At 49.2% G+C, this 17,573-nt stretch carries 20 protein-coding genes; 11 read left to right on the plus strand and 9 right to left on the minus strand.

Annotated features, from left to right (window positions below):
* The first annotated feature begins 67 nt into the window (after positions 1–67).
* Positions 68–364, plus strand: a complete 297-nt coding sequence (locus JK216_RS08410) for a helix-turn-helix domain-containing protein (RefSeq protein WP_212707626.1) — start codon at positions 68–70, stop codon at positions 362–364.
* A 68-nt stretch (positions 365–432) separates the two neighbouring features.
* On the opposite strand, the gene murA is transcribed toward JK216_RS08410, so the two are convergent.
* The 7 genes from murA to mlaF all read right to left on the minus strand — a co-directional run bounded on the left by murA (position 433) and on the right by mlaF (position 5,261).
* Complete coding sequence (gene murA, locus JK216_RS08415) at positions 433–1,713, minus strand: UDP-N-acetylglucosamine 1-carboxyvinyltransferase (protein WP_212707625.1); 1,281 nt, start codon at positions 1,711–1,713, stop codon at positions 433–435.
* A 70-nt stretch (positions 1,714–1,783) separates the two neighbouring features.
* Positions 1,784–2,038 carry a BolA family protein gene (ibaG, locus tag JK216_RS08420; RefSeq protein WP_212707624.1) on the minus strand — a complete coding sequence of 85 codons (255 nt, stop codon included), beginning with the start codon at positions 2,036–2,038 and terminating at the stop codon, positions 1,784–1,786.
* A gap of 114 nt (positions 2,039–2,152) precedes the next feature.
* Positions 2,153–2,458, minus strand: coding sequence for a lipid asymmetry maintenance protein MlaB (mlaB, locus tag JK216_RS08425; RefSeq protein WP_212707623.1), 306 nt, complete (start codon positions 2,456–2,458; stop codon positions 2,153–2,155).
* Positions 2,458–3,105, minus strand: coding sequence for a phospholipid-binding protein MlaC (gene mlaC, locus JK216_RS08430; protein ID WP_212707622.1), 648 nt, complete (start codon positions 3,103–3,105; stop codon positions 2,458–2,460). Before mlaC ends, mlaB begins: the two co-directional genes overlap by 1 nt.
* A 12-nt stretch (positions 3,106–3,117) precedes the next feature.
* A complete protein-coding gene (gene mlaD, locus JK216_RS08435) occupies positions 3,118–3,654 on the minus strand; it encodes an outer membrane lipid asymmetry maintenance protein MlaD (RefSeq protein ID WP_212711525.1) in 537 nt (178 codons plus the stop codon).
* Positions 3,655–3,658: 4 nt separating this feature from the next.
* A complete protein-coding gene (gene mlaE / locus JK216_RS08440) occupies positions 3,659–4,441 on the minus strand; it encodes a lipid asymmetry maintenance ABC transporter permease subunit MlaE (RefSeq protein ID WP_212707620.1) in 783 nt (260 codons plus the stop codon).
* A gap of 4 nt (positions 4,442–4,445) precedes the next feature.
* Positions 4,446–5,261, minus strand: coding sequence for a phospholipid ABC transporter ATP-binding protein MlaF (gene mlaF / locus JK216_RS08445; RefSeq protein ID WP_212707619.1), 816 nt, complete (start codon positions 5,259–5,261; stop codon positions 4,446–4,448).
* 226 nt (positions 5,262–5,487) lie between these two features.
* Between mlaF and JK216_RS08450 the strand changes: the two genes are divergently transcribed.
* The 10 genes from JK216_RS08450 (at position 5,488) to npr (ending at position 13,267) form a co-directional block, all read left to right on the plus strand.
* Positions 5,488–6,468: a calcium/sodium antiporter gene (locus tag JK216_RS08450; protein WP_212707618.1), complete on the plus strand. Its 981-nt coding sequence runs from the start codon at positions 5,488–5,490 to the stop codon at positions 6,466–6,468.
* A gap of 14 nt (positions 6,469–6,482) precedes the next feature.
* Positions 6,483–7,469, plus strand: a complete 987-nt coding sequence (kdsD, locus tag JK216_RS08455) for an arabinose-5-phosphate isomerase KdsD (protein WP_212711524.1) — start codon at positions 6,483–6,485, stop codon at positions 7,467–7,469.
* Between the two features lie 13 nt (positions 7,470–7,482).
* Positions 7,483–8,046, plus strand: a complete 564-nt coding sequence (kdsC, locus tag JK216_RS08460) for a 3-deoxy-manno-octulosonate-8-phosphatase KdsC (RefSeq protein WP_212707616.1) — start codon at positions 7,483–7,485, stop codon at positions 8,044–8,046.
* Positions 8,043–8,615, plus strand: a complete 573-nt coding sequence (gene lptC / locus JK216_RS08465; RefSeq protein ID WP_212707615.1) for an LPS export ABC transporter periplasmic protein LptC — start codon at positions 8,043–8,045, stop codon at positions 8,613–8,615. The genes kdsC and lptC overlap by 4 nt, the downstream gene beginning before the upstream one ends.
* Positions 8,590–9,141, plus strand: coding sequence for a lipopolysaccharide ABC transporter substrate-binding protein LptA (lptA, locus tag JK216_RS08470; RefSeq protein WP_212707614.1), 552 nt, complete (start codon positions 8,590–8,592; stop codon positions 9,139–9,141). The genes lptC and lptA overlap by 26 nt, the downstream gene beginning before the upstream one ends.
* A 5-nt stretch (positions 9,142–9,146) precedes the next feature.
* The gene (gene lptB / locus JK216_RS08475; protein WP_212707613.1) at positions 9,147–9,872 is read left to right on the plus strand and encodes an LPS export ABC transporter ATP-binding protein; all 726 of its coding nucleotides are present in this window, start codon (positions 9,147–9,149) and stop codon (positions 9,870–9,872) included.
* 51 nt (positions 9,873–9,923) lie between these two features.
* Entirely contained in the window at positions 9,924–11,357 is a 1,434-nt protein-coding gene (rpoN, locus tag JK216_RS08480; RefSeq protein WP_212710561.1) for an RNA polymerase factor sigma-54, read from the plus strand.
* Positions 11,358–11,609: 252 nt separating this feature from the next.
* Positions 11,610–12,101 (plus strand): PTS IIA-like nitrogen regulatory protein PtsN, encoded by a 492-nt coding sequence (gene ptsN, locus JK216_RS08485; RefSeq protein ID WP_212707611.1) that lies wholly within the window; start codon positions 11,610–11,612, stop codon positions 12,099–12,101.
* 42 nt (positions 12,102–12,143) lie between these two features.
* Complete coding sequence (gene rapZ / locus JK216_RS08490; RefSeq protein WP_212707610.1) at positions 12,144–12,998, plus strand: RNase adapter RapZ; 855 nt, start codon at positions 12,144–12,146, stop codon at positions 12,996–12,998.
* A complete protein-coding gene (gene npr / locus JK216_RS08495; RefSeq protein ID WP_212707609.1) occupies positions 12,995–13,267 on the plus strand; it encodes a PTS phosphocarrier protein NPr in 273 nt (90 codons plus the stop codon). The genes rapZ and npr overlap by 4 nt, the downstream gene beginning before the upstream one ends.
* An 18-nt stretch (positions 13,268–13,285) precedes the next feature.
* Here npr and mtgA read toward each other — a convergent pair whose 3' ends face one another.
* Both mtgA and arcB read right to left on the minus strand, forming a co-directional pair.
* Positions 13,286–13,984, minus strand: coding sequence for a monofunctional biosynthetic peptidoglycan transglycosylase (gene mtgA / locus JK216_RS08500; RefSeq protein ID WP_212707690.1), 699 nt, complete (start codon positions 13,982–13,984; stop codon positions 13,286–13,288).
* A 918-nt stretch (positions 13,985–14,902) separates the two neighbouring features.
* Positions 14,903–17,239, minus strand: a complete 2,337-nt coding sequence (arcB, locus tag JK216_RS08505; RefSeq protein WP_212711523.1) for an aerobic respiration two-component sensor histidine kinase ArcB — start codon at positions 17,237–17,239, stop codon at positions 14,903–14,905.
* Positions 17,240–17,573: the final 334 nt, after the last annotated feature.

Below are 17,573 nucleotides of genomic sequence, written 5' to 3' on the forward strand. Positions count from 1 at the left end.
TAATTTTATCGCGTTAAATGGTGTGATATCCCGGAGAGTATTACCGGCATCTGAAAAGGAGAATAAGATGAATACGCTGAAAAAGGATTGGCATACTGCCGATATTATTGCTGCCCTGAGAAAGAAAGGTACCTCTCTGGCCGCTGTCTCGCGAAATGCCGGACTCAGTTCTTCAACACTGGCTAATGCCTTATCCCGCCCATGGCCTAAAGGCGAATGGCTGATAGCCAAAGCAATTGACATCCATCCTGCCGAAATCTGGCCCAGCCGTTATTACCATCCGGTAACCCATGAATTACTGGACAGAGAAAAACTGATGCGTCGTCTGCCACGTAATCAGCAACCGCATCTCCCGCCAGCGTAATTTTCTGCGGCGATAAAAAAGGCCTGTGCATAAGCAACAGGCCTTGTAGCTGATGGTCCGGTAACGGATTATTCAGCCTGAGAAGCGTCTTCTTCGCCGCGTACACGCTCGATATTTGCACCCAGCGCACGCAGTTTATCTTCTATACGTTCGTAGCCACGATCAATATGATAAATACGGTCAACGAGGGTTTCACCTTCGGCGATACAGCCCGCCAGCACCAGACTCGCTGAGGCACGTAAATCTGTAGCCATCACCTGGGCACCGGAAAGTTTATCCGTACCGTGACAAATCGCGGTATTACTTTCAATCTCAGCATGGGCACCCATCCGAATCAGTTCAGGGATGTGCATAAAACGGTTTTCAAAAATGGTTTCAGTAATGACTCCGGTGCCTTCGGCAACCAGATTGAGCAGGGTAAACTGGGCCTGCATATCCGTCGGAAAACCGGGATGCGGTGCAGTACGAATATTCACCGCTTTCGGACGACGTCCGTGCATATCGAGACTGATCCAGTCCTCACCGGTAGCGATATCCGCACCGGCTTCCCGTAATTTTGCCAGTACCGCATCCATGGTGTCCGGACGGGTTTTGTGGCAAATCACTTTACCGCCGGAAATGGCCGCCGCGACCAGGAAGGTGCCGGTTTCGATACGGTCAGGAACTACTTCATAGCTGCCTCCCCCCAGACGTTCAACCCCTTCAATGGTGATTCTGTCGGTACCGGCACCACTGATTTTTGCGCCAATGGCATTCAGGAAACCGGCAGTATCGGCAATTTCCGGCTCACGGGCAGCATTTTCGATCACGGTGGTACCGGTCGCCAGGGTCGCGGCAGTCATAATTGTCACTGTCGCGCCGACACTGACTTTATCCATGACAATATGCGCGCCTTTCAGGCGGCCTTCGACAGAGGCTTTAACATAGCCCTCTTCCAGTCTGATCTCAGCACCCAGCTGTTCCAGTCCGCTGATGTGCAGGTCGACCGGACGGGCACCAATCGCACAGCCACCAGGCAAAGAGACCTGACCCTGACCAAAACGAGCCACCAGCGGACCCAAAGCCCAGATTGAGGCACGCATGGTTTTTACCAGGTCATAAGGAGCACAGAAAATATTAACCTCGCTGGCATCCAGATGAACAGCGCCATTACGTGTGGCTTTCACACCCAGCTGACCCAGTAATTTCATGGTCGTATCAATGTCACGCAATTCAGGGACATTGTTGATTTCTACTGGTTCTTCAGCCAGTAAAGCTGCGAACAGAATCGGCAGCGCTGCATTTTTTGCTCCGGAAATGGTAACTTCACCACTTAAGCGGGTCGGACCCTGCACTCGAAATTTATCCATTAACACCGATCTCAATTAGCATTTATAAAAGGTACTGACCTGCCGGCCTGCGTTTACCTGACTAACAGGCTCAAAAGCCGCTCAGTTTACGATCCCGGGCCCATTCAGCCGGGCTATAGGTCTTAATTGATACCGCGTGAATACGGTTATCCGCGATATACTCCATCAGCGGAGCATAGACGGTCTGTTGCTTTTTCACACGGCTCATGGTTTCAAAAATATCACTGACGGCGATCACCTGGAAATGGCTGCCATCACCACTGACATGTACTTCGTCCAGCGACAGTGCCTGCATCAGGACTGCCTGAATCTCATTATTTTCCATTGCTTTTAGCTTCCGATAATAATAATCAGCCCATATCTTATTAGAAAGTGGCATTATCTTAAATACACAAAAGCCCCCGTGGCTGCCGGGGGCCTGAGAGGGAAAAGGCTGAGGTCAGGGAGTTTCCTGAGAAGAAACAATAATATGTTGCAGATTATACAGAGTGATTAATGACTGTAATTTGTCAGATATCCCCGTGAATGTCAGCACTGCTCCGTGGCGGCGGACAATATCCTGCAAATGGATCAGCAGTGCCAGTCCGGATGAGTCGACCCGCTCCAGACCGGAAAGATCAATGTCACTGATCCCCTGCATTACCGTATCGCGTTGTTCCCACAACGGCAGCAAAGTTTCATGATCCAGTTTTCCGGTCAGCCGCAGCGAAGCAGCCTGTTGCTGCCAGTGGAGTTCAGCATTCATCAGTTTTGCTGACCCAGAGTAATCGGCTGTGCTGCATAGGTTTTTAACCGCGCGGTTAATCCGTCAATACCCTGAGTCCGTAACAGATCACCCCACTCATTCTGCTTAGTGGTGATCATACTGATACCTTCTGCCACCATATCGTAGGCCTGCCAGGCACCGGTACGGGTATTTTTACGCCATTGGAAATCCAGACGAACCGGAGGACGTCCATTCGGGTCAATGATAGTGACGCGGATAGCGACAATATTGGCATTACCCAGCGGCTGTGCCGGCTCGATTTGATAAGTCTGACCGTGATACATCGCCAGCGCCTGCCCGTAAGCCTGTGCCAGATAATCACCAAATGCTTTGTAATACGCATCGCGCTGTGCAGGGGTTGCTTCATTGTAGAAACGTCCCAGCACTAATGCACCGGCATATTTTACCTGGACATAAGGCATCAGCTCTTCACGTACCACATCACGCAGATAGTCAGGATTTTGTTTGATTTTTGCCTGGTCATTTTTCAGACGGGTAAAGGTTTTCGCCGCAGCCTGATTCATCAGTGTGTAAGGATTACTCTGATCGACAGAATCTGCTGCCTGTGATGCCGCAACAGGCAGAATAACCAGCAATGCTGCCATAATTAAACGCTTAAATAACATAAACTTATCCTCTTAATGGGCCGGTACTGCTGCAGACGAACTGTCAGCACCTGCCGGTGAACTCTTATCACTACTACTGTTGCCGTTTTTATACAGGAACTGGCCGATCAGGTCCTCAAGTACGATGGCTGATTTGGTATCACGTAAAGTATCGCCATTTTTCAGGATCGAAGATCCTAAATCCGGGTCATTAAAGCCCAGATTAAGCGCCAGAAATTGTTCCCCCAGCAGGCCCTGGGTACGGATAGCCAGCGAACTGGTGTCAGGGATTTTTCCGGCATAAGCATCATCAATCGCCATGGTAACTTTCGGGGATAATGTACTGTCGTCCAGAGAAATATTGGTGACACGACCGATAACTACCCCGCCAATTTTTACCGGAGAGCTGACCTTCAGACCGCCGATATTGTCGAAAGTGGCATACAGTTTCCATGTCGGCTCGGTACCAAAAGATTTAAGGTCAGCGACACGCAGACAAATAAACAGCGCCGCGGCCAGCGCCAGTAACAGGAAAATACCTACCCAGATTTCACTTTTTTTACTTTGCATTGCGTTAATTCCCAAACATCAGTGCTGTCAGCACAAAATCTAACCCAAGGATGGCAAGAGACGAATGAACTACGGTTCGTGTCGTCGCACGACTGATACCTTCAGAAGTCGGCACCGCATCATAGCCATTGAAGAGTGCTATCCATGAAACGGCGATCGCGAAAACAATACTCTTGATGACACAGTTAACAATATCCATACGGAAATCGACGGCACTCTGCATCGCCGACCAGAAGAACCCCGCATCAATGCCCTTCCAGCTGACACCGACCAGTGCGCCACCGGCAATCCCTACCGCCGTAAACATAATCGCCAGCAACGGCATGCTGATGACCCCGGCCCAGAACCGGGGTGCCACTACCCGTCTCAGAGGATCGACAGCCATCATCTCCATACTCGACAGCTGTTCGGTCGCTTTCATCAGCCCGACTTCGGCGGTCAGTGCTGAACCGGCCCGGCCGGCAAATAATAACGCCGTCACCACCGGTCCCAGCTCACGTAATAACGATAACGCGACCAGCATACCGAGACTGGTTTCCGCGCCGTAGGTTTGCAAGACCAGGTATCCCTGTAACCCCAGCACCATGCCAATAAACAGGCCCGATACCAGGATGATCAACAGAGAAAGCACACCGACACTATAGAGTTGTTTCACCACCAGCCGACTGTGTTTTGCAAATTCCGGTTTCCCCACCAGGGCATGGAACAACATGACGCCTGCACGTCCGAATGACGCACAGCTTTGGATCCCCCAGCGCCCTAATGATGCTAATGCTTTCAACAACATGAATTTAATGTCTCCCGGGGCTAAGCAAATCGGTGAGATAATCACCGGCCGGATACCTGAAAGGTACCGGGCCATCCGCATGACCATCAATAAACTGCCGAACACGTGGATCCGTATTTTTCCGTAACTCTGCCGCGTCTCCCTGGGCAATCACATGCTGGCCCGCCACGATATAAGCATAATCCGCAATACTGAGAACTTCAGGTACATCATGGGAAACCACAATACAGGTCAGCCCCAGAGCATGATTAAGTTCATCAATCAGCTTCACCAACACCCCCATAGTAATAGGGTCCTGACCGACAAATGGTTCATCGAACATAATCAGTTCCGGCTCAAGAGCAATAGCACGGGCCAGGGCAACACGCCTCGCCATGCCCCCGGACAGTTCAGCCGGAGTCAGTTTTTCTGCCCCCCGTAACCCGACAGCTTCCAGTTTCATCATCACGGTACTGTGCAGAAGTGCCGGCGGCAGAGAGGTGTGTTCCCGCAATGGCCAGGCCACATTCTCATATACACTTAAATCCGTGAAGAGTGCCCCTGACTGAAACAGCATGCTCATTTTCTTGCGGACTTCATACAGCTTACTACGTGACAGGCTAGGAATATTTTCATTATGAAAGAAAATATCTCCGTTATCCGGCTGTAACTGACCACCGATAAGACGTAATAAGGTGGTTTTACCGATACCGGAAGGCCCCATAATGGCAGTAATTTTTCCTTCAGGCACCGTTAAAGAAATGTCATCAAAGATTTTTCGGGATCCGCGGGAAAAGCTCATTCCCCGGATTTCAACCAAACCTTTTTGTTGCTGGACCATGTTAACCCCTCACAGGTGACCGGGAATTTTAGTTATCTATGATGCCAGTCCGGAGAAGGGCATCTTGTCATTTTTACAGAAAATTACAGGCTGTTTTTGTGTAATTCCGTCATAAAATTTACTTTTCACGTTTCGGCAGTCAAAATCATCGTTTGTTTACTGTTGATCTTACTTTTTACTGTGATGCAGTCAGGCTGTATTACGGGCTTTTGGCAAAGGAATTCCCATGCTTGTCGCTATTGTTCTGCTGGTTCTCGGCTTACTGTTGCTGGCCTATGGCGCAGACCGTCTTGTTTTTAGCGCATCTATTCTTTGCCGGACGCTGGGGATCCCGCCCCTGATAATCGGGATGACTGTCGTCGGTATCGGCACCTCATTACCGGAAATCATACTTTCATTGTCCGCCGCACAGCATGGTCAGCGGGATTTTGCCGTGGGGATCGCTCTCGGGTCAAATATCACTAATATATTATTGATCCTCGGCGGTGCCGCATTACTCCATCCTCTGAAAATACACTCTGCTCTGCTGCGCCGTGAACTGCCACTGATGTTGCTGGTCACATTACTCAGCGGGTTATTATTAGCCGATAATATGCTGACCCGCACCGAAGGTGCCTGCCTGTTAGTCATGGCAGTGGTTTATCTGTGGGGTATTCTCCGTATCGCGGGCAAAACTCAGGCATCCACCGGAGACCAGCTGACACGCGAACAGGTCGCAGAATTACCCGGCGAAGATGCCGGTAATACAGTCGCTTTCCTCTGGCTTGGGGTCGCTCTGGTATTATTACCGGTCGCAACAGGGATGATCCTCGATAATGCGACAGTGGTCGGCGATTATCTGGGGATCAGTGAATTAGTGATGGCATTAATTTTTATCTCCATCGGTACCAGCCTGCCCGAGCTTGCCACCGTTATTGCCGGTACTCTGAAAGGTGAAGGGGATATTGCCGTCGGCAACCTGTTGGGTGCTAACATTTATAATACCGCGATTGTCTTAGGGCTGCCGGCATTAGTCTCTCCCGGCAGTATCGACAGCAATGCATTCTCCCGTGATTACTGGATTATGCTGGGCGTCAGTACTGTTTTTGCGTTGATTTGCCTGAAGAAAAACCGGACTATCGGCAGGCTGACCGGCGCTGTTTTACTCTGCGGATTTTTTATCTGGGTCGCCATACTCTGGTTTTGCCCGATGATTAATGATTTTTAAAAGGACGCGCTGAAATGTCTGATCAATCACCCACTACCGGTTTTGATTTTAAGGAAGCAGGCAGGAAAGTTCTGCGTATCGAGCGTGAAGGTCTTGCGCAACTGGAACAATACATTAATGCAGACTTTTCCCGTGCCTGTGAAATACTACACCAGTGCCAGGGAAAAGTCGTCGTGATGGGGATGGGCAAGTCGGGCCATATTGCCCGCAAAATGGCTGCCACCTTTGCCAGTACCGGGACCCCGTCTTTCTTCGTTCATCCGGCCGAAGCCAGTCACGGTGACCTGGGGATGGTCGGCCGTGACGATGTGGTGATTGCTATTTCCAATAGTGGTGAGTCACATGAAATTCTGGCACTGATCCCGGTGATTAAGCGCCTCAATATCACCCTGATTTGTATCAGCAGCAGGCCGGAAAGTGCGATGGGAAAAGCAGCCGATTTGCACCTGACAGTCAAAGTTCCTGAGGAAGCCTGTCCGCTAGGGCTGGCCCCGACGACCAGCACTACCGCCACCCTGGTGATGGGTGATGCCCTGGCCGTCGCGTTGCTGGAAGCCAGGGGCTTTACCGCCGAAGATTTTGCGTTGTCTCATCCCGGCGGAGCTCTGGGGCGTAAACTGTTATTGCATGTCAGTGATGTGATGCATTCAGGAGACGAAATCCCCTGTGTGTCGCGCCATGCGACCCTGCGCGATGCCTTACTGGAAATTACCCGCAAAAAACTGGGTATGACAGTGATTACGGAAGACGATATGACCATTGCCGGTATTTTTACAGATGGTGACCTGCGGCGGGTCATTGATATGGATATTAATTTCCAGTCCACCCCGATTGCTGAGGTGATGACACCCGGCGGGATCCGCGTGCCAGCGACAATTCTGGCTGTCGATGCATTAAATATAATGCAAAACAAAAACATAACCTCACTGCTGGTTGCCGATAACAATCGTCTTGTGGGTGTGATACATATGCACGATATGTTGCGTGCCGGTGTTGTCTGAGAGGGAAAGCGAGATGAAAGATAAACTCCCCATTGATACATGCTACGGGCCTGTCAGCCCGCAGATCATGGCCAGTGCTGAAAAAATAAAATTACTGATTTGCGATGTCGATGGGGTAATGTCTGATGGCCTGATTTATATGGGAAATAATGGTGAAGAGCTGAAAGCATTTAACGTCCGTGATGGCTATGGTATTCGCTGTCTGTTAACCAATAATGTTGAAGTTGCTATTATCACCGGCAGAAAAGCCGGACTTCTGGAAGACCGCTGCCAGACGCTCGGCATCAGACATTTGTATCAGGGCCAGTCAGATAAGCTTTTGGCCTTTGCCGACCTTCTGGATAAACTGTCCCTCAGTCCGGAACAGGTTGCCTATATCGGGGATGACCTGATTGACTGGCCAGTAATGGAAAGATCAGGACTCAGTGTGTCGGTCGCTGATGCCCATCCGTTGTTAATTCAGCGTGCCGATTACGTCACCCGTATTAATGGCGGACGTGGTGCGGTGCGTGAGATTTGTGATGTTATTTTAATGGCACAAAATAAATTTGAGGATGCCAAAGGGTTATCAATATGAGTACAAGCAGGCGCTGGATTACCCTTCTGCTGGCAATTATTGCGGTAGTACTGATTGGCTGGAACCTGACAAACCAGGATACCCCGCCTTCTTCGGTGGTGCAGGACGATCAGAGTCCGACCTATACCATCGCTACCTCTGACACTGTGGCCTACAACCCGGAAGGCGGGCTGGCATATAAGCTCGATTCCGACAAAGTGTCATATTTTGATACCCCGCAGGTCAGCTGGTTCGATAATCCGGTGATGACCACTTACGATCAGCAAAAAGCCCCTGCCTGGTCGGTAAAAGCAGATAAAGCAAAATTAACTAAAAACCGGATGCTGTATCTTTATGGTCATGTTGAAGTTAACGCCCTGAATGCAGATGCAAAGATTGAACGTATCATTACAGATAATGCGCAGGTGAATCTGGTCACTCAGGATGTTACCTCTGATGACCAGGTCACCTTGTATGGTCAGGGGTTCCAGTCCACCGGAATGAAATTACGTGGCAATTTACGGGCCAAAACCGCCGAATTAATTGAAAAGGTCAAAACCGATTATGAAATTCAAAACCAAAAAAAATAGCTTCAGGTTGCTGGTGCTGGCAACACTCCTGAGCTGTAGCCTGCCCGCGCTGGCTCTGACTGGTGACTCGGATAAACCCGTAAACATTACCTCAGAAAACCAGTCTATGGATATGCAGGGCAATGTCGCCACGTTCACCGGTAATGTCATTATCACTCAGGGCTCCATCAAAATTACGGCGGACAAAGTCGTAGTCACCCGGCCAGGCGGAGACAGTCAGAAGACACTGGTCGATGCTTTCGGCTCCCCGGCAACTTTCTACCAGATGCAGGATAACGGCAAACCGGTCAAAGGCCGCGCCAGCAAACTGCATTACGACCTGGCAAAAGACCTGGTTGAACTTACCGGTAATGCCTATATCGAACAGCTGAACAGTAATATTAAAGGCGATCGAATTACCTATCTGGTGAAAGAACAGAAAATGCAGGCCTACAGCCAGGGGCAGCAGAAACGGGTCACCACAACCCTGATGCCTTCTGAGTTGCAGAACAATAACACCACCGCACATCCTAAACAGAGTCAATAATCGTTATGGCGACTTTAATTGCACAGAATCTGGCGAAAGCTTACAAAGGGCGGCGGGTCGTTGAAGATGTCAGCCTGGAAGTGAAGTCAGGCGAGATTGTCGGATTGCTCGGCCCTAACGGAGCTGGTAAAACCACCACTTTTTACATGGTGGTTGGGATCGTACCGCGTGATGCCGGTAAGATTACTATCGACAATGAAGATATCAGTCTGCTTCCGCTGCATGCCCGCGCGAGGCTCGGTATTGGTTACCTGCCACAGGAAGCTTCTATTTTCCGGCGGTTAAGTGTGTACGATAACCTGATGGCCGTGCTGCAAATCCGTAAGGATCTGAATGCACAACAACGGGCTGATCGCGCCAATGAACTTATGGAAGAATTTCATATTGAACATTTGCGTGACAGTATGGGACAGGCTCTCTCCGGGGGGGAACGACGCAGAGTGGAGATTGCCAGAGCTCTGGCAGCAAACCCTAAGTTTATTCTGCTGGATGAACCTTTTGCCGGTGTTGACCCGATTTCGGTCATTGATATCAAAAAGATTATTGAGCACCTGCGGGACAGCGGCCTCGGGGTACTGATTACGGACCATAATGTCCGTGAAACCCTTGCAGTCTGTGAACGCGCCTATATTGTCAGCCAGGGTAAACTGATCGCTCACGGTACTCCGGGTGAAATTCTGGCAGATGAACATGTAAAACGTGTTTATCTGGGTGAAGAGTTCCGGCTCTGACTCTGTTAATGTGTTCTTATTGAATTTTTTTCGGGAAATGCACTTCTTACTATGAAGCAAAGTTTGCAATTCAGGCTCAGCCAACAACTGGCAATGACCCCCCAGTTGCAACAGGCGATACGACTGTTGCAGCTTTCCACGCATGAGTTACAACAGGAATTGCAGGTCGCGCTGGAAAGTAATCCCTTGCTGGACCAGGCTGAGTTACTTAATGAAGTTGATTCTGAGGAGTCGGGTGAAACCGCTTCTCTGGATACCCGCGAAGCATTAGAACAAAAAGAGATGCCGGAAGAATTACCTCTGGATGCCACCTGGGATGAAATTTATACCGCCGGTACGCCTTCAGGTACCGGCACCGATTATCAGGATGATGAACTGCCCGTTTACCAGGGTGAAACCACCCAGTCACTGCAGGATTACCTGATGTGGCAGGCCGAACTGACCCCGTTCAGTGATACGGACCGGGCAATAGCAACATCGATTATCGATGCCATTGATAACACCGGTTACCTGACAGTTCCGCTTGAGGATATTCTCGAGAGTATTGGCGATGACGAACTCAGTCTGGAAGAAGTGGAAGCCGTTCTGAAACGGGTCCAGCACTTTGACCCTGTCGGTGCAGGTGCCCGTGATTTAAAAGACTGTCTGCTGGTTCAGCTGTCACAATTCAGTCCTGATACACCGATGCTGGAAGAAGCCCGTCTGATTATCAGCCAGCATCTGGACTTACTGGCGAGTCACGATTTCCGCAGTCTGATGCGTGTTACTCGCCTGAAAGATGATGTGCTGAAACAAGCCATGTTACTGATTCAGTCTCTGGATCCCCGCCCCGGCCAGTCAATTAATACGGGTGACTCCGAATACGTTATTCCTGATGTACTGGTGCGCAAAGTTGCCAATCGCTGGGCGGTCGAACTGAATACGGACAGTCTGCCAAAACTAAGAATCAATCAGCATTATGCAGCAATGAGTGGTGGCGCCAGAAATGACAGCGATAACCAGTTTATCCGCAGTAATTTGCAGGAAGCCCGCTGGCTGATCAAAAGCCTTGAAAGCCGTAACGATACTCTGTTGCGGGTATCACGCTGTATCGTGGAGCAACAGCAGGCATTTTTCGAGCAGGGTGAAGAATATATGCGGCCAATGGTTCTGGCTGATATTGCCCGGGCCGTGGAGATGCATGAATCAACGATTTCCCGGGTTACGACCCAAAAGTATCTGCACAGTCCGCGCGGTATTTTCGAACTGAAATACTTTTTCTCCAGCCATGTCAGCACCGAAGGTGGCGGCGAAGCATCATCAACCGCTATCCGCGCGCTGGTAAAAAAATTAATCTCGTCAGAAAATCCGGTAAAACCCTTGAGTGACAGTAAACTCACCTCTATGTTATCGGAACAGGGTATTATGGTTGCGAGACGTACCGTCGCTAAATATCGTGAATCGTTATCTATTCCGCCATCAAACCAGCGGAAACAGTTGCTTTGATGCCCTGAAGCAGGGCTTATGCACTGGCAACAACAGTCATTGGCGGCGCCGGTTGACCCGCCCATGCAACAGATGTGAAACGAGACAGGTTTTATATCGATGTATCCATAAAAAGAAAGCAGTTAACGCCAGCCTGCGGCTGCTTTCGTTCACTACCTAAGGTAACGGTCATTCGTTTCAGGATTAACAGCCTGCGACAAATAACCGCCAGGCACCATGAAAATGGTCAGATAAACCGGCAAGCGAAATAATATGAATAGTGATCTGATACTTGAACTGAGTAATGTGCTTACTCCGGAATGCACCCGTAATAATGTGGATTGCCAGAGTAAAAAGCGTGCACTGGAGATCATCAGTGAACTGGCAGCAACACAGCTGAACCTGCCGCACCAGGCTATCTTTGAAACGATCCTCAACCGCGAAAGAATGGGGAGTACCGGTATCGGTAACGGTATTGCTATCCCGCACGGTAAGCTGGAAGAAGATACTCTGAGAACCATAGGTGTACTGATCCGGCTGGAACACCCTATTCCGTTTGATGCGGTCGATAATCAGCCAGTAGACCTGCTGTTCGCATTACTGGTGCCGGCAGATCAGTGCAAAACGCACTTACATACGTTATCTCAGGTCGCTAAACGCCTGGCCGACAAAACTGTCTGTCGCCGGTTACGGGCCGCACAGAGTGATCAGGAGCTGTTTAATATCATCATGGAACAGCCGGATAATACGGACGAAAAACAATAATAAATTAACCTGTACTGCAGGGATAATTACGGGAGAAGGATCATGGTACTGATGATCGTAAGTGGTCGTTCAGGGTCTGGAAAATCTGTTGCACTCAGGGCCCTGGAAGATATGGGCTTTTATTGTGTCGACAATTTACCTGTCGATTTACTGCCGGAGCTGGCGAAATCGCTGGAGAAACGCAATATTTCTGCCGCAGTCAGTATTGATGTGCGTAATATGCCGGAATCTCCGGAAATTTTTGAAGATGCATTTAACCGCCTGTCAGCACAATTTTCTCCGCAGTTGTTGTTTCTTGATGCCGACCGAAATACTCTGATCCGCCGCTACAGTGATACCCGCCGCCTGCACCCCCTTTCCAGTAAAAATCTATCCCTGGAAAGTGCCATTGACGAAGAGAGCGATCTGCTGGAACCCCTGCGTACCAGAGCAGACCTGATTATCGATACATCAGAAATGTCGGTACATGAACTGGCAGAAATGTTAAGAGCACGGTTATTGGGCAAACGGGAACGGGAGCTCACAATGGTATTTGAATCCTTCGGGTTTAAATACGGTATCCCTATCGATGCTGACTATGTCTTCGATGTCCGCTTTTTGCCAAACCCGCACTGGGATCCTAAGTTACGTCCTCTGACAGGACTGGACCGCCCGGTCGCTGCGTTTCTTGATCGCCATACAGAAGTACACAATTTTATTTATCAGACCCGCAGCTATCTTGAACTATGGTTACCTATGCTGGAAACCAATAACCGCAGTTATCTGACGGTAGCTATTGGTTGTACCGGCGGGAAACATCGTTCTGTTTATATTGCCGAACAGCTGGCTGATTATTTCCGTTCACGGGGAAAAAATGTTCAGTCACGCCATCGAACACTGGAAAAGAAAAAATCATGACGGTCAGACAATCAGTAGAAATCAGAAATAAGCTGGGTATGCATGCCCGCCCGGCAATGAAGTTATTCGAACTGGTACAAAGCTATGATGCCGAAGTGATCCTGCGTAATGAATCAGGTACTGAAGCTGATGCCAGCAGTGTCATCGCCCTGCTTATGCTGGATTCCGCCCAGGGCGGGCAAATTGAAGTTGAAGCCACTGGCCCCGGGGAGGCTGAAGTCCTTAAGGCTGTCATTGAGTTATTTAATGCCGGTTTTGATGAAGATTAGTTCGCGGGGGCCCGCAGACTAGTACAGATGATATTTGTTCAGAAATTCAAGGCCACCCAACTGTCCCATCTGTTGTGAAATCCATTGCTGGCGTTCACGGGTGTACGCAGAAGGCGCACTGACGTGATAGACAATCGGATTAGGCAATACTGCCGCCAGTAATGCTGCCTGCTGCCGGGTGAGCTGACTGGCCGGTTTGTGAAAGTACGCCTGCGAAGCCGCTTCAACACCAAAAATTCCCGGACCAAACTCGGCAATATTCAGATAGACGGTCAGTATCCTTTTTTTACTCCAGACCGTTTCAATACCCGCCGTCAGTATGGCTTCAAGCCCTTTACGCACCCAGCTGCGCCCATCCCAGAGAAACAGATTCTTAGCCGTTTGCTGAGAAAGTGTTGATGCTCCGCGCATTGATCCCCGCCCGGAACTGTCCAGCACCGACTGCAAGGCGCCGAAATCAAAGCCCCAATGGTTCGGGAACTTTTGGTCTTCGCCGGCAATCACTGCCAGTGGCATCCAGGGAGAGATATCCGCCATACTGACCCATGAAGAGCGGGCCCGGTAAGACAGGTTGCCGGACAATAATGCGCCGGCCTGGCGTTCCGCCATCACTGCTGAAAAGGGGACCGGTATCACCGAAAATAGCAGGATCCCCGCGACAGCAATTACCATTATCCCTGACAGTAAGAAAAGCAGCTTACGTCTGACCCTGACCATTAGAGGATTATGCTGAGTTTTCAATTATTGTCCCCGGGGTACGTTCTGCGAGTGATTCCTCCTGCAGAGTAGCCCTGATTCAGATTTTTTCATAAATTTTTTAATCGTCTGCCGTCCGGATTAGGCTGCCTGCCGTGATAAAAACCCACGTGAAAATGATATTTTTCAGGTGGCAGCCCTTGCCGTATCAGTGTTTCCGTGATTACAGGAATCGGTTCCATTAATATTCACCACGAAATAAAGTATAAATTTATCTTATGTATTGATCTGCATCAAATTTTACAAACAACCACTATAGTTAACATAAAAAAACAATCCGCAGACTTTACAGAAATTACCGCCTGCCGCCACAACTATACTTAAGATAAATGCTTTCAGCCTGATAAATTTTCCTACAGACCTTTCTTTTATCACCGGACCGGATAGCCACGACTGCACCAATAGGTGACAGAAGCTGATCTGTATTCACAGAATACTTAGATTGTAATTATCTTACTTATTGTTTTTTTGTATAAATAAGACAATTTAGTATGAAAAGGAACGGCAACAGGAAAAACACCTTTAAATATAGGGTTTTATTGGTTATTTTTTACTGTACTGGTAATTCGGCAGGCAGATACATACCGTGAAAATCCACAAGGGTCACGGTGATTTTCCCGTCAATGGATGATTTGTAAACAGTAAGATTATCCACAATGAGAACATTTCAACTTCACAAATCTTAATGAATTGTAGCAAAGTGACCGCAGTTTTTGTTAAGGTAGCGGTGCTGAGAAACCAATACCTGCTGCCGGCCGGGATACATCCCGATAACGATCACTTTTTAACCGGCAGAGTCACTGTTTCCCTGGTGTTGGCGCAATATTCGCGCACCCCGGTCTATCCGGGGTCATTTTTTCCGGCGATCTGCTCCTGCGATTATTTTCCCCGGCTATTTACCCATTGCCTGAGCATTGCGACTTCATGACGCCACTCATGCCGTAGTTCATCAATCCATTCCTGAACATTATCCCACCAGGCGGGTAACTCCGGCGTCTGTATCTGTTTAGCCACCTGCTGCAAATGTATTAAACCGACAGAACCTGCAGCACCTTTGATCTTATGCCCTTCTTCCGCAATTCCTTTCTGATCGCGGGCCATCATGTTGGAATCCAGTACATCAAGGTAACCGGGCATCATCTTCTCAAACATGTCCAGGCTCTGGCGAATGAGCTGCGGGCCGACCAGTTCCATATACTGCTCCAGCATCTCAATATCCAGGTGCCCCTCTTCTGCGTGAGAAGCGTTGTCGGCCGGGAGTTCAGCTAATGGCTGATGCTGATTCCAGAATCGGCCGATAACCGCTGTTAACGCCGAAACTGACAGCGGTTTACTCAGTACATCATCCATACCGGCATCCAGGTACTCTTTCTTATCTTTGAGGACGTTCGCCGTCAGGGCGACCAGCGGTGGTAACTGCTGCCCCGCGAAGCGCTGATGCAGGGTACGGGCGACCTGCAGGCCAGTCATATCCGGTAACTGGATATCTAACAGCACCATATCAAACTCTGACGGGTCAAACATTTGCAGTGCTTCAGCGCCAGTCATTGCGACTTCGGTACTGCAACCAAGTTTCTCCAGTACCGAACGTGCCACCACGACATTCAGCTCGATATCTTCAACCAGTAAAATATGCAACGCCGGGAGCGGTAAAATATCATCTTCATTACTGTCTTCCGCGGCCGCGAGCACCTGCGGTGCATGAATCTGCAGGCTGAAACAGGCACCTTCACCCGGTTCACTCTGTACTCTGATATCGCCACCCATCGCCTGAGCGAGACGGTGAGAAATCGCCAGACCGATACCGGTCCCGGTCGCTGGCTTACCGCCATGCTGATCTTTGACCTGATAATACATAGCAAAGATCTTATCCTGTTCATCGGGCGGGATACCAATACCGGAATCCTGTACGTCGAACCGCAATTGCTGCTGTTGCTCGTCATAACCGACCGTGACCACAATCTCGCCCTGACGGGTAAATTTCACCGCATTGCCGATAAGATTCCATAAAATCTGTCGCAGCCGGGTACCATCAGCAATAATCGTTTGCGGTAGCGGAGGTTGCGCTGACATCACAAATTTCAGCCCTTTCGGCTGAACCAGTAACCCGGAGAGATTTTCCAGATCAGCGAGAAATCCGGTGAAATCAATCGGCTGGTTATCCAGTTGTACTTTACGACGTTCAATTTTATCCATTTCAATCACATCGTTAAAAATATTGCCCAGAGTGATTGCTGAGACATGGATAGTTTTCAGATAATTAAGTTGTTCCTGACTGAGCTCTGTATCCAGCAAAATACGGCTAAGACCGACAATGCCATTTAAAGGTGTCCGCAGTTCATGACTGATCGTCGAGATAAAGGTGGTTTTTTCGCGGCTGGCATTTTCCAGCGCATCCTGATAACGCTTACGTTCAGTAATGTCGCGACCGAAGCCCATCAGTCCGCTGCGTTTACCTACCCGGTCGTAATAAGGGACTTTACGGATTTCAAAACAGGCTTTTTTGCCGTCGGGATATTGTATCCACTGCTCATACGTCAGAGCCACATTGTGACGAAACACTTTCTCGTCTGTTTCAAGTATCTTTTCGGCGGTATCTGCATCATAAATATCTTTAGGTGACAGTCCCACCAGCTGCTTTTCGTTTCTGCCAGTCAGCAATTCCACAGCACGGTTACAGCCGGAAAACTGGCGGTCAATATTGCGGTAGAACACCAGGTCCGGTGAAGCATCAAGAAAAGATCGCAGAAAAGTCGACTGTTGCTCCAGCTCAATCTGGGTTTTTTCACGACTTGCCATTTCCTCCCTGAGTTTGTCCATCACCTGTTCACGGGCCAGCTCAGCTTTTTTACGATCATTAATTTCCTGATTAAGCTGCTGAATATTTTCTTTCAATTGCTGATTAAGCTGTAAGTCACGCTTGCGCATTTCTTCCAGCTTATCCACCAGCCTTTCCAGGCGCTGACGCGAGTCTTCCAGCTGATCGACCACCACAGATAAAAAGTAGACAGCCCACGGGGTAATTAATAAGCCAAAAAATACCGACCGGACCACATCGATACTCTCTACGCGGCCCTGTAATACCAGCGTGACCGCCATCTGAACGATCATCGCCAGCACGACCAGCGCAGAAGCCAGAAGTAATGAAAAACGGATCAGGCCAAGTTTGACCATAAGATCCACGTAATATTGTGCTAACAGTCTTATTTGTTTCATAACGCGCTCCCGGACAATGACCTTCATCATATCCTAAATTGTCAGCCCTGAGAGACACGCCGGAAAATTCCCCGGGATCAATCACAGTTAGCGATTAATTATGGCCGCCTCCGGAGGCATACTGATACTTTGCCGCAACCGCCGGGTATACCGCCCCGCCCCGAAGATAAATATAAATTCATATTTGATGAATCAATAATCAGGAAAGAGTTGATTAATTTTATTAATATCCCGCCCGGGGGAATGCAAAAAAACATTGATAAAAAAAAACAGATACATCATATGAGTTTACCTAATATTCCAGCACTTTATGCTGAGAATTACCCCGGCACCA

The sequence above is a fragment of the Tatumella sp. JGM94 genome (assembly GCF_018257595.1).
Taxonomy (GTDB): domain Bacteria; phylum Pseudomonadota; class Gammaproteobacteria; order Enterobacterales; family Enterobacteriaceae; genus Tatumella; species Tatumella punctata.

Bases quoted from the DNA above. Each gene is read 5' to 3' on its own strand.
- JK216_RS08410 (WP_212707626.1), top strand. From the start codon at position 68: ATGAATACGCTGAAAAAGGATTGGCATACTGCCGATATTATTGCTGCC.
- murA (WP_212707625.1), bottom strand. From the start codon at position 1,713: ATGGATAAATTTCGAGTGCAGGGTCCGACCCGCTTAAGTGGTGAAGTT.
- ibaG (WP_212707624.1), bottom strand. From the start codon at position 2,038: ATGGAAAATAATGAGATTCAGGCAGTCCTGATGCAGGCACTGTCGCTG.
- mlaB (WP_212707623.1), bottom strand. From the start codon at position 2,458: ATGAATGCTGAACTCCACTGGCAGCAACAGGCTGCTTCGCTGCGGCTG.
- mlaC (WP_212707622.1), bottom strand. From the start codon at position 3,105: ATGTTATTTAAGCGTTTAATTATGGCAGCATTGCTGGTTATTCTGCCT.
- mlaD (WP_212711525.1), bottom strand. From the start codon at position 3,654: ATGCAAAGTAAAAAAAGTGAAATCTGGGTAGGTATTTTCCTGTTACTG.
- mlaE (WP_212707620.1), bottom strand. From the start codon at position 4,441: ATGTTGTTGAAAGCATTAGCATCATTAGGGCGCTGGGGGATCCAAAGC.
- mlaF (WP_212707619.1), bottom strand. From the start codon at position 5,261: ATGGTCCAGCAACAAAAAGGTTTGGTTGAAATCCGGGGAATGAGCTTT.
- JK216_RS08450 (WP_212707618.1), top strand. From the start codon at position 5,488: ATGCTTGTCGCTATTGTTCTGCTGGTTCTCGGCTTACTGTTGCTGGCC.
- kdsD (WP_212711524.1), top strand. From the start codon at position 6,483: ATGTCTGATCAATCACCCACTACCGGTTTTGATTTTAAGGAAGCAGGC.
- kdsC (WP_212707616.1), top strand. From the start codon at position 7,483: ATGAAAGATAAACTCCCCATTGATACATGCTACGGGCCTGTCAGCCCG.
- lptC (WP_212707615.1), top strand. From the start codon at position 8,043: ATGAGTACAAGCAGGCGCTGGATTACCCTTCTGCTGGCAATTATTGCG.
- lptA (WP_212707614.1), top strand. From the start codon at position 8,590: ATGAAATTCAAAACCAAAAAAAATAGCTTCAGGTTGCTGGTGCTGGCA.
- lptB (WP_212707613.1), top strand. From the start codon at position 9,147: ATGGCGACTTTAATTGCACAGAATCTGGCGAAAGCTTACAAAGGGCGG.
- rpoN (WP_212710561.1), top strand. From the start codon at position 9,924: ATGAAGCAAAGTTTGCAATTCAGGCTCAGCCAACAACTGGCAATGACC.
- ptsN (WP_212707611.1), top strand. From the start codon at position 11,610: ATGAATAGTGATCTGATACTTGAACTGAGTAATGTGCTTACTCCGGAA.
- rapZ (WP_212707610.1), top strand. From the start codon at position 12,144: ATGGTACTGATGATCGTAAGTGGTCGTTCAGGGTCTGGAAAATCTGTT.
- npr (WP_212707609.1), top strand. From the start codon at position 12,995: ATGACGGTCAGACAATCAGTAGAAATCAGAAATAAGCTGGGTATGCAT.
- mtgA (WP_212707690.1), bottom strand. From the start codon at position 13,984: ATGGTCAGGGTCAGACGTAAGCTGCTTTTCTTACTGTCAGGGATAATG.
- arcB (WP_212711523.1), bottom strand. From the start codon at position 17,239: ATGAAACAAATAAGACTGTTAGCACAATATTACGTGGATCTTATGGTC.